This window comes from Streptomyces graminilatus (genome assembly GCF_001418565.1).
GTDB classification, from domain to species: Bacteria; Actinomycetota; Actinomycetes; order Streptomycetales; family Streptomycetaceae; genus Streptomyces; species Streptomyces graminilatus.
The window spans coordinates 1-2,300 of sequence record NZ_LIQQ01000115.1; the positions used below are offsets into that span (position 1 = coordinate 1).

Sequence of the window (2,300 nt, forward strand, 5' to 3'; positions counted from 1 at the left end):
ACAGGATGCGGATCTCGCTGCCTCCGGACGATCCAGGTCTCAGCTCCCTCAGGTGGTGTTCCTGTGAGCCCTTGATCCGGTCGACGAGTGGACGGCCGAGTGCGGGCCCGAAGAGGGCCAACGCGTCGATGGCGTCCTCCACCTGATTCGCGCTGCTTTGATCCGCTGCGACCAGTTCGCCGAACCACGTCGCCACCTCGGCGACGAGAATCACTTCCCATTGGGCCATGCCCGGAAAATTAATGCAAGCATTAACCGTGGTGTCCGGTTCGAGCCGGATTCACCCCATCGGGTGAGGGGGCGTCGCACGCGGTCAGCCGCTCACCCCCGCCCCAGCACCACCGTCCCCGACGAGCAGAACCAGCCCCCCGTGCCCGACGCCACCGCCAGTTCCGGCAGGGCTCCCGCAGGCGTACGGACCTGGCGTGCGCCCTCGTCGCCGCGCAGTTGCCGTACCGCCTCCACCAGCAGGAACAGGCCCCGCATCCCCGGGTGCTGGGCCGACAGGCCGCCGCCGTCCGTGTTGACCGGGAGTTCGCCGCCCGCCACCTTCAGACGGCCCTTCGCGGCGTCCACGAACTCACCGCCCTCGCCCTTGGCGCAGAAGCCGAGGTCCTCCAGCGTCACCAGGGTCATGTAGGTGAACGCGTCGTAGATCTCCGCGAAGTCGATGTCGGCGGGCCGCACTCCCGCCCGCTCGAAGGCGAGCCGGCCGCTCACCGCCGCCGGGGACACCGTGAAGTCGGCCCACTCCGACATGCTGACGTGCGAGACGTGCTCGCCGGTGCCGAGGATCCACACCGGGCGCGTACGGCAGTCCCGTACGTACTCCTCGGCCGCAAGCAGCACCGCCGCGCCCCCGTCCGAGCGCAGACAGCAGTGGAGCTTGGTGAAGGGGTCCGCGATCATCGGGCCGTCCAGCACCTCGTCGACGGTGATCGGCGTCCGGAACATCGCCTCCGGGTTCAGTGCCGCGTTCGCCCTCGCCTGCACCGCCACCGACGCCAGCTGTTCGATCGTCGTGCCGTACTCGTGCATGTGGCGGCGGGCCGCCATCGCGTACTTGGCGATCAGGGTGTGGCCGTACGGGACCTCGAACTGGAGAGGGCCGCGTGCGCCGAAGGAGAGGTTTCCCGTCCGGCGGCCCGCCTTGACGTCCGCGCGGGCCGTGGAACCGTAGACGAGGAGTGCGGCGTTCGCGTGCCCGGCGGCTATCGCGTCCGCCGCGTGGGCCGTCATCACCTCCCAGGTCGATCCGCCTACCGAGGTCGAATCGACCCAGGTGGGGCGCAGGCCCAGGTATTCGGCCACCTCGGCGGGGGCCAGCGTGCCGAGACCCGCGGACGCGAAACCGTCCACCACCTCCCGGCCGAGCCCCGCGTCCGCCAGCGCCCGGCGGGCCGCCTGCGCGTGCAGCGCGTACGGGGTCACGCCGTCCACCCGGCCGCAGTCCGACAGGGCCACCCCGACGATCGCGACCTTCCGGCTCACCGGCTGCCCACTCGTTGTGTGCTCACTCGTCGTCCGCCCACTCGCCGTCGACTCAGCATGAATCTGACGGTATATCAGCTCCGGCCCTGTGCGGCAGGGTGCGTCCGCCCTAATATGACGAACCGTCAGATCCCGTTGGGCGGGGCAACCTCGGACGCCCAGGAGGGCCAGGAGGTCCAGGTCATGGACGCCCGTTTCACACCCGAGCAGGACCACATCCGCCGCACCCTCCGCGAGCTGCTGCGCAAACGGTGCTCGCCCGGCGACGTACGGGCCGCCGTCGACACCCCGGCCGGGTACGACCCCGCCCTCTGGACGGCCCTCGCCCGCGACCTCGGGCTGCCCGGCCTCGCCCTCCCGGAGGCGTACGGAGGTGTGGGGGGCAGCACTGCTACCGAACTCGCCCTCGCCGCTGAAGAGTTGGGGAGGTGCCTCACTCCCTCCCCGCTCCTCGCGACCGCCGTACTGGCCGCCCCACTCATCGCCGCCCTCGGCACCGACGCCCAGCGCGCCGACCTGCTCCCGCGCCTCGCCTCCGGCACCCTGACCGCCGCGCTCGCCGTGCCCGGTACCGCCCTGGCCGCCGTTCTCTCCCTCACCGGCGAACCCCGCCGCGACTGGGCCGGGGGCGGGCGGGCCGGTGGTGTGCAGGCGGTCCGGCAGGAAGGCGGCTGGCGGCTGTACGGGCAGGTCGGGCAGGTCCTCGACGGACACAGTGCCGGGCTGCTGCTCGTGGCCGCCCACGCCGGTGGGTACGCCCGTTCGCGCACCCTTCTCTTCCTCGTCCCCGGCGACGCCCCCGGCCTCCT

General features: G+C 71.9%; 3 protein-coding genes. 1 reads left to right on the forward strand and 2 read right to left on the reverse strand.

What is annotated here, in order from left to right; genetic code table 11:
• Positions 1-229: type II toxin-antitoxin system RelE/ParE family toxin (locus AOK08_RS11180; protein WP_198539241.1), on the reverse strand; the 229-nt coding region annotated here is incomplete at its 3' end.
• A gap of 92 nt (positions 230-321) precedes the next feature.
• Positions 322-1,491 (reverse strand): thiolase C-terminal domain-containing protein, encoded by a 1,170-nt coding sequence (locus AOK08_RS11185; protein WP_055525340.1) that lies wholly within the window; start codon positions 1,489-1,491, stop codon positions 322-324.
• 183 nt (positions 1,492-1,674) lie between these two features.
• Between AOK08_RS11185 and AOK08_RS11190 the strand changes: the two genes are divergently transcribed.
• A partial coding sequence (locus AOK08_RS11190; RefSeq protein ID WP_198539242.1) for an acyl-CoA dehydrogenase family protein occupies positions 1,675-2,300 on the forward strand: 626 nt, incomplete at its 3' end.